Source organism: Segatella cerevisiae, from assembly GCF_024054555.1.
Lineage (GTDB): Bacteria > Bacteroidota > Bacteroidia > Bacteroidales > Bacteroidaceae > Prevotella > Prevotella cerevisiae.
Window position 1 is genome coordinate 1 of sequence record NZ_JAMXLY010000069.1, and the last position, 8,469, is coordinate 8,469.

Consider the following 8,469-nt stretch of genomic DNA (forward strand, 5'->3'; position numbering starts at 1 on the left):
ATCAATCTGCAGCGTGACGCTCGCCGAGGCGTTACACGACGCCTCTTGCCGCTATGCGCGCTCTCCGTGGATGAGTATATTATTTAAATAAAAGTTAAACATTGTCTAAAATTGGGGTATAGTATAACGAGATATTAGATTTCTTCTATTTTAAAAAAAATTACCTCCTTTCTATTGATTATTCAATTCTTTACTCATGGATGAAATCAACTTAGTCTGTTCCCAATAGATTTCCTTACGAATAGGATTAAAGTATGGTTTCCTGTCCTTTAAGTATAACCTATATAGAGTCTCTGATCCGATATTGGCCGTCTTGAGCAAATTCAATTATATGGTTTTACAGATATAGGCACGATCTATAAAGATGCTACTGTCACGGTATTTCTATTATTAACTTAAGAAGTGTTTAATATCATGGGCCTAACTCCTTCTAAGAAAAGGGATGCATAACTCCACCTGACTAATGTACTGCGTGAAATATCAAAGTAAATTACTTATCAAGTAACACGTAAAAATCCTGATTAAGCGCTATATTTCCTCTTTTTTTAAAAAAAGAAAACAGAATCCGAAAATATAAATACAATAGAAATATTTATAATATCTGTACATGAACATACTCAATACATCAGTTATTTGTCCATGCAGATGTTTTATTTTGTCTATGATTATTAAGTTAAAATATGTAAAATAAAAAGGCCTTTTCAAATATATCAATTATCTTTGTAATCGAAAATTACGTGTTACTTGATAAGTAACAATATATTTATCCTTACAACTTTATCGTTATTGATGAGTATACCTGTACACTCTACGGTTTACCATTGCAAGTTCATTATCGTCAAAGGCGGAAAGATATATCTGAGTCGTCTTGATGGATTTATGGCCGAGCAACTCGCTGATCATCTCTACTGGAGCTCCCGTTTTCTTAGCTGCCGTGGCCCAGGAATGACGCAGCGTATAGGATGAAACGTCTTCCTTGATTCCCAGTTTCCTGCCCAGTTTCTTGAGATGGGCATTATAACGGCGAAGAGCGGACTGATATTCCATATAGCCTTTACTGCTCCGGAAGCTATGAGAACAACTGAACAGGTGCAACAAGCCGGAATCTTTCCGCCCGTCTGTCCTCCCAGTATTCCTTCGCAGCCAGGACAAAGTCTGGAGAGCAGGCCTGAGGAGGCGGACCCTTACCGTAGTGCCCGTCTTCATCCGGTGATATTCGAGCGTTCCATCAGAAATGTCAGACTTGCGGATATGTGTAAGGTCCACGAAGGGCATTCCGCACAACTCATAAGAAAGGCGGGCGGTGTACTGCGTCCGCCGTAAGTCCTCCGTGCCCGGGTCCTTGAACAGTAAGGTCCGGAGATCCTCTCTTGGCAATGCTTTCTTATGCCTGATGTCTACACCGGTATAGACATCGTGAAAGAGGCCACGGACATACCGAGCATAGCCATGATCCACACCCTTGTTGTAGAGGCTCCGGAGCATACGGAGGTAAGTGGATATTGTATTCGGGGACTTCCCTCGATCCGTCAGCCACTGCTCATAGGATTTAAGGTTATCACGGTTGATCTCCGGGAAGGATACCGATGGGGAACTGAGGAAGATCGTATAGGAATGGAGGGCATTCTTATACAGGCGGGCCGTAGCGTAGCGGCCATTCTGTTCTGAATGGATAATACACTGAGTAGTAAATGATGAGAATGTGATAGTAGATTCCATAGAATAAAACTTAAATGAATTAATAGGATGCAAATTTAACGTTTTATCCTGACATTCTCTCCAGTGACAGCCTTCGGGAATACCTAATTAGGAATATTAAACAACTCACCTGTGTACATTATATAGGTATTTTAAGTTTCGGAAAAAGCCCAGGGGAAAAGTCCGGGAATGTATGGAATACATGCAGGCCCCGCCTTAGAAGGAATATCAACACGGCCCTTGAAATCTTCGGAAGGGTTGACAGCAACTACTTCTTCACGCTTAAGCCGCGTGACCGCAGCCTGTTCTTCACCACGATAAAGATGTGGAAACAGCAGAAGGAAATGTTTGTCAATCATGTCTATGTATGCAAGGACCGGATCATCAGCCTGTACCAGCCCTTCGTAAGACCGATAGTCAAGGGCAAGGCAAAGGCAAAGACAGAGTTCGGGGCAAAGATAGGCGTAAGCGTTGTGAAGGGATACACCTTTATCGACCACCATAGCTGGGATGCCTATAATGAATGCGACGATCTCGTGCTTCATCTGAGAGCATATAAGAAAAGGTTCGGAAATCTTCCTGCCAAGGTGGAAGCGGATTGTACTTGACGAAGGCCTCCATATCGTTCTCCTCCATGAACCGGTAATTCTCTTCCGAGCCATAGCCTGAATCTGCTACCTCTTTGAGCGGAAAATGGCAGTAACGCTTCATGAAGGAGTTGCAGAACGGAATGAAGGTCAGCGTATCAGTGGGATTGGGGAAGAGGGCGAAGTCCGTGATGAACTGGTTCTCCGTTCCGATCTGCAGGTTGTATCCGGGCCTGGTCTGCCCGTTGTTCATCACGTCCTCCTTCATCCGCATGAACGTGGCATCATGGTCTGTCTTGGAATAAGAGTTGCGCTCACCCAGTATCTCAAGGTGGCGGTCATATTCACGCAGCTTGTCCCGGTGGGCCCTGAGCCGGCGCAGCTGTCTTTTCTTCTCCCTTTTCTCCGCCTTCTGCTCCTTGTTTTCAGGGGCAGCGGCCTTGTCAATGGAGGCCTGTAATTCGCTCACGAGTCCTTCCAGCATGGAGGGAGTGAACTCTGCCGGTTCATCCCTGTCCGTTTGATCCTGCACTATACTGTCATCTATCTGTTCAAGGAGTACGGAGATCTTCTTCATCAGTTTCGCACGGTTCCTTTCCACCGTCTTGCGCCAGACAAATGTGTATTTATTGAACTTGGCCTCTATCTTCGTGCCGTCAACATATTCCGTATCAAGCGTGATAAACCCCTTTTCTGCCAGCAGGAGAACGATCCGGGTGAAGATACCGTTGATTTCTTTCTTCACACGGTTCCTGAAGCGGTTGATCGTAATAAAGTCTGGCTTCTCATAACCTGCGAGCCAGATGAAATGAATATCACGGCGCAGCAGTTGGTTCTTCTTTAATTTAGTTGAAGAAGATATGTTCTAGAACCAGCTTATTTCTTAGGAGTTCAATACTGGCCCGTCCGTACATGGATCTCTTTACCACCTTTAATTTATTTACAAATCCTTCCGTAATCCCATTCGTAACATTGTATTTAATCGTGTTTACGACAGCTTTATAATCCCGTTTTATGCCGATAAGGAAAGTCTTGAGTGTACCAATGCCGGTTTTCCAATAGAGTTTCATCCATTTTAACAGCCGGGTAGCATCATGTCCGGTAATGATCCCGTAAAAGGAATCTGTTGCCTCATACATTTCATAGAACCAGGTAAAGCCGGATAATATCGAAATAAGCCTGTCATCCTCTGCATTAGTCCGTTTTCGAATTTTCTTTCCTATGATTATTCCTATTGCCTTGATTGACATTAATGCCGGCCGTTTGTCTACCGGCCGTCTCTTTTTCTCCGGTACTTTCTTGTTTTGGGATCTGGAATCCTTATAAACATCTTCAAGATAACGGTAATGATCATAAAAGGGGGTAAGGGAGCCATTAAATCCCATAGTGTATATGTCCTTGAAGATTGCACGCAGGGATTTACCATCTGCATACTGTCGTTCAACGAATGTATTATATTTGTTGTATTGTTTTCTCAGTTTACTGCTTCTGGGAGGTAATGAATCCAGACGGCAGAATTTTGTTGAGGTCATTCTGGCTATGCCCAGTTTCCTTGCTATAGTCGCCGGTTTAAATCCTTTTGACTGCAACTGCTTGACTTCATCAAACATTACCTGTCTCATATCAGGTTTATTACTGACCGGATGAATGCAAACTGTCTTTTCTTCCTTCACGGATACCGCATCGGCTGTTCCGGTGTCAGGCTCCTTTACTTCATCCTTGTTTTCCAGGACAGCCTTCCTGTAATCTGCATAGTGCAGGCCGACCAGCCTGGTTATCCGTTCCATAATATTCTTAACCAGATGGAACTTGTCTGCTATTTCTGTTATAGGGCGTCCGGTAGAAGCTATCGCACTACTGTAATCCGTAGAGCGGTCACGGCTGACAAGGCTTACCGACGGATGGACGCTTATCCAGTCACGGAAGCTTTCCTCCTCACGGTCTCCGAGTAAATCTATGGGATGCCGGCCGGCCAGGTCTATAATAATGCTTCCATAGGCCATGCCCTTCCGCTGCGCCCAGTCATCCACGCCAATTCGTCTGATGTCTCTGTATGGAGAAACATGCAGACGATGGAGATCACGAAGTACGGTTGACTGACTCAGGAGGATCCCCGACATGGACAACAGCCTGGACGCATTCTCCGATGATGATGACAGACCTTGCCGCATTACTGCCATCTCACACCTTCGTGTCCTTCTGCGGTATCTGAACACTTCCTCTCCAGGCTGCTCGGCAAAGGTCTTGCGGAAACAGGACCCGTTTGTGCAGAACATCTTTCTTGCCTTGAAGATTATCCTTGTTTCCTTGCCCATGAACGGCAAGTCTTCCAGAGTCCTCTCGTAAAAACTGTGGACCTTACCGCTTCTATGTCCACAATACGGACATACTGCTGTTTTTGCCCTTGAGGATACATAAATGGAAATCACCTCTTTTCCATATTGTATGTTTTCTATTTTAAATTCAGGCATATTCAAAATATGCTTAATAAAATAAGAAAAAACATCTTTTGATGCATGAAAGGTCTTGCTGTTACGACTTTTTGTCGTATCTTTGGCGTTGTTAGGATATGCTGGCACTGTTTTGTTATTTGTGTTTAGCGATATAAAGTTACAAAATATTTGTCAGATATCCTAATTTTTATCGTTATAAAACTTTGATGATCAGTTAATTAAATATAATATTATTCCACGACATTATGTGACAAATTAATCTCATTCCATCAACTAAATTAAAGAAGAACCGTTTCTCTATACGACGGCAGGAATAGATGTTGTTCATATAGACATATATGATGACCTTGAGCATCATCCTGGGGTGATACGGACTACGGCCGGATTCCTTGTAGAGTTTCAGGATATTGTCCACATTCAGCCCGTCAATGATACCATTGATGATACGGACCGAATCATTTTCCGCAATATCCTCATCTATTCTTTGTGGAAAAAGAACCATTTGGTTGGGAATGTAAGAAATAAAGTGTACCTTTGCCATAGTTATAAATTATATGTCTAAGGGTACAAAAATTTTTGGACATGGCAAAGCCCTGGCTTGAGAAAGTCGGGGCTTTGTAATAAAAAAAGAGGATATGTCTATTTTGACAGACCCTCTCTTTTTTTAATCTTTAAAGTAACTGTTAATATCCAGGATTCTGTGTCAACTTCGGGTTATTTTCAATTTCCACCTGAGGAATAGCCCATAACCAACCCTTCGATTTATCAAATTTGCGAGTAGCCTTCTTTTCTGTCTCAAAGACCCAAGTAGAAGAACTCGAAGGATCCGAAAGTTTAGAAGTTACATAACCATAAACATCATGAACAAGGGATTCATCTTTCCAACGTAACATATCGCAATAACGAGTTCCCTCCATAAAAAATTCCACACGACGTTCATGACGAACTATTTCACGAAGCTGATCCTGACTAAGATTAGTTCCTTCAACAGATTCCACACTTGGCATTCCTACACGTGCCCTAACCTTATCAATTAAATCATAAACTTCCTGACTTGTAATACCCTGTTCTATAAGTGCTTCAGCACGCATTAAAAGTACATCTGCATAACGAAGTATTATTGTATTAAGAGAACAATTATAAGAATCAGTACCACTAATATCGGCATATTTACGAGGACGAGCTCCACATGGTACTTGGTCATTTGCAGGTATAAAAATACCAGACGCACTCTTTGAACCTGGAAGAACAATTGATGCGGCCATACGTGGATCTCGATTTTTATAAGGATCTTGAGGTTCATAACCACTCTTAGGATCCGTAATAGGTAATCCATTAGTCATATAATAAGAATCTATCATATCAGCAGTAACATTTGGCGTAGGCCAGTCAACAAAAGAAAGACGAGAACTTGGCCAAGGCTGAGGTTCTGAATTCTTAATATATTGAATATCAAATATCACTTCACAGTTATTTTCATTAGCTTCATCAAACAGTCCTTTATAATCAGGATAAAGACTATAGGCTCCAAGATCCATAACTTCCTTTGCAGCCTCAGCAGATTCTGCATATTTTCCATTATAAAGTAAGATACGACATTTTTGCGCCAAAGCTGCTCCTTTTGTTGCACGTCCAACATCAGAACCACTAAATTTAATGGGCAATACAGCTGAAGCACTATCTAAATCAGTAATAATTGCATTAAGAACAGCTGCTTTCGGTGTACGAGACACTTTTGCACTATCCAATGTTTGCGGTTCTAAAATTAGAGGAACATCACCAAAAAAAGTAATTAAATTTGAATAAGCATAAGCGCGTAAAAAACGAGCTTCACCTGACATCTCTTTTTTTACTTCATCCGAAACCGTAGCTGACTTCAAATTATAAAGGAATTTATTAGCACGAACAATCGTTTGATATTCCTGAGTCCAGGTAGCACTTGAAGCCCAACTTGAAGCATTTTGAGCCCACTCACCTACTTCTTTAGAACCCTGCCAAGAATCTTGACAGTAATTATTATCAGACATAAAGTCTAATTGATACCAATAAGTTACCGTAGCAATAGGAGGAAGAGAAGCATATACTCCAACCAGTCCCATTTTGCATTGCGTTTCATTCTGATAAAAAGAATTTGGAGATAAAGATTCCCTCGGTGAACGATCAAGAATATTATCTGTACAGCCGCTAACAATAACCAGTAAAAAAACTGGTATTATATATTTAAAAATTTTCATAACGGTTTATTGTTTAAAAATTCAAACTAATTCCAAACGTATAAATTCTTGTCTGTGGATAAGCTTCAGCTCTTGTTTCACCAGTTTCTTTTTCAGGATCAAAACCTTTATAGCTTGTAAAAGTCAGAGCATTCTGAACATTACCATAAACACGCACTTTACAATTACCTAAGAAGGAAAGCATTTTCTTATCAAAAGTATAACCTAACTCAATATTTTTTAAACGTAAATAAGAAGCATTTTCCATATAGAAAGTAGAATGAATATTATTGCGTACGCCATCTGTAGTTAAACGTGGATAAGTATTTTCTGGATTTTCAGGAGTCCAACGATTAAGCCACCACTTTCCCATATTAGCAAAGCCACTAAAACATGTAGCAATTTCATAATATGTATAACCATCAATCCCTTCTACACCTTGCCAGAACATATTAAAATCAAAATTTTTCCATTCTAAATTCATAGACCATGCATAAGACAAGTCAGGAAACTGTTTACCTATAACTTTACGGTCATGATCCATATCTACTATACCGTCACCATTAAGATCTTTATATTTAATATCTCCAGGTTGTGGAGTAAAATTACTTATTTTAACAACACCATCTTTTAAGATATATTGTCGTTGATTATAAGGTATTGTTGGATCACTATTATTTTGCCATGTAAAATCACTTATTTGGTAAATTCCTTCCTGGACATAACCATAAAAAGAATTGATAGCATGACCTTCAACAACTGCTGTTGGTTCATTAATAATTGGGCTAGCTCCATTTAAGTCTGTAACTTTATTTACAATATGTGAAAGATTAGCTGATGTCCTTAATCGTAAACCGTTACTAAAAGTTTTATCATAACCAATTGTCGCCTCAACACCTTTATTCTCTACTTTACCTACATTCACATAAGGAGCAGTTAGATTGCCCATAGTTAACGGAATAGGAGTTTGCATTAAAATATTATCCGTTTTCTTATAAAAATAATCAACTGTTGCATAAATACCATTATGAAGATTTAAATCAACTCCTAAGTCTGTCTGTGTTGTTGTTTCCCATGTGGTTTTTTTGTTTGTTAAGCTCTTAACGGCTACGCCTGAAGCTAATGTGCCTCCAAACGAATAATTAGTGCCAGTTGAAAGGATATCACTACCTACATAGTAAGAATTAATATTCTGATTTCCCAACTTACCCCACGAAGCACGAATTTTTAACATATCAAGCCAAGAATGTGTCGATTCCATGAACTTCTCATCACTTATGATCCAACCTGCAGAAAAGGAGGGGAAATTGCCCCATTTATGACCACTTGCAAAACGGGAAGAACCATCTCGACGTATATTAGCCTCAAAAAGGTACTTATTATCATAATTAACCCGTTGGCGGAATTAAATTCATTAAATAATGATGTATAAAAAGTTGCGCATATCGCTGATTTTTAGTAAATTAGTAGTGTCAAAACTGTTAATTTCAAATCATCGATATGCACAACCTATATACA

At 40.2% G+C, this 8,469-nt stretch carries 4 protein-coding genes and 3 pseudogenes; all 7 read right to left on the minus strand.

The features are described 5' to 3' along the window. Positions 1–783: 783 nt before the first annotated feature. Positions 784–1,719 carry a tyrosine-type recombinase/integrase gene (locus NG821_RS11875; RefSeq protein ID WP_252761874.1) on the minus strand — a complete coding sequence of 312 codons (936 nt, stop codon included), beginning with the start codon at positions 1,717–1,719 and terminating at the stop codon, positions 784–786. Between the two features lie 131 nt (positions 1,720–1,850). Then, a complete protein-coding gene (locus NG821_RS11880) occupies positions 1,851–2,201 on the minus strand; it encodes a hypothetical protein (protein ID WP_252761875.1) in 351 nt (116 codons plus the stop codon). A 94-nt stretch (positions 2,202–2,295) separates the two neighbouring features. Next, a pseudogene (locus NG821_RS11885) lies at positions 2,296–3,150 on the minus strand (transposase); the annotation flags it as partial. Further along, complete coding sequence (locus NG821_RS11890) at positions 3,131–4,756, minus strand: ISL3 family transposase (RefSeq protein ID WP_394802090.1); 1,626 nt, start codon at positions 4,754–4,756, stop codon at positions 3,131–3,133. The pseudogene NG821_RS11885 and the gene NG821_RS11890, both read right to left, overlap by 20 nt. A 274-nt stretch (positions 4,757–5,030) precedes the next feature. After that, positions 5,031–5,279, minus strand: a pseudogene (locus NG821_RS11895) (transposase); the annotation flags it as partial. Positions 5,280–5,421: 142 nt separating this feature from the next. After that, a complete protein-coding gene (locus NG821_RS11900; protein WP_252761876.1) occupies positions 5,422–6,972 on the minus strand; it encodes a RagB/SusD family nutrient uptake outer membrane protein in 1,551 nt (516 codons plus the stop codon). A gap of 13 nt (positions 6,973–6,985) precedes the next feature. Next, positions 6,986–8,341: pseudogene (locus NG821_RS11905) on the minus strand (SusC/RagA family TonB-linked outer membrane protein); the annotation flags it as partial. Positions 8,342–8,469 lie beyond the last annotated feature (128 nt).

Bases quoted from the DNA above. Each gene is read 5' to 3' on its own strand.
- NG821_RS11875 (WP_252761874.1), bottom strand. From the start codon at position 1,719: ATGGAATCTACTATCACATTCTCATCATTTACTACTCAGTGTATTATC.
- NG821_RS11880 (WP_252761875.1), bottom strand. From the start codon at position 2,201: ATGGTGGTCGATAAAGGTGTATCCCTTCACAACGCTTACGCCTATCTT.
- NG821_RS11890 (WP_394802090.1), bottom strand. From the start codon at position 4,756: ATGCCTGAATTTAAAATAGAAAACATACAATATGGAAAAGAGGTGATT.
- NG821_RS11900 (WP_252761876.1), bottom strand. From the start codon at position 6,972: ATGAAAATTTTTAAATATATAATACCAGTTTTTTTACTGGTTATTGTT.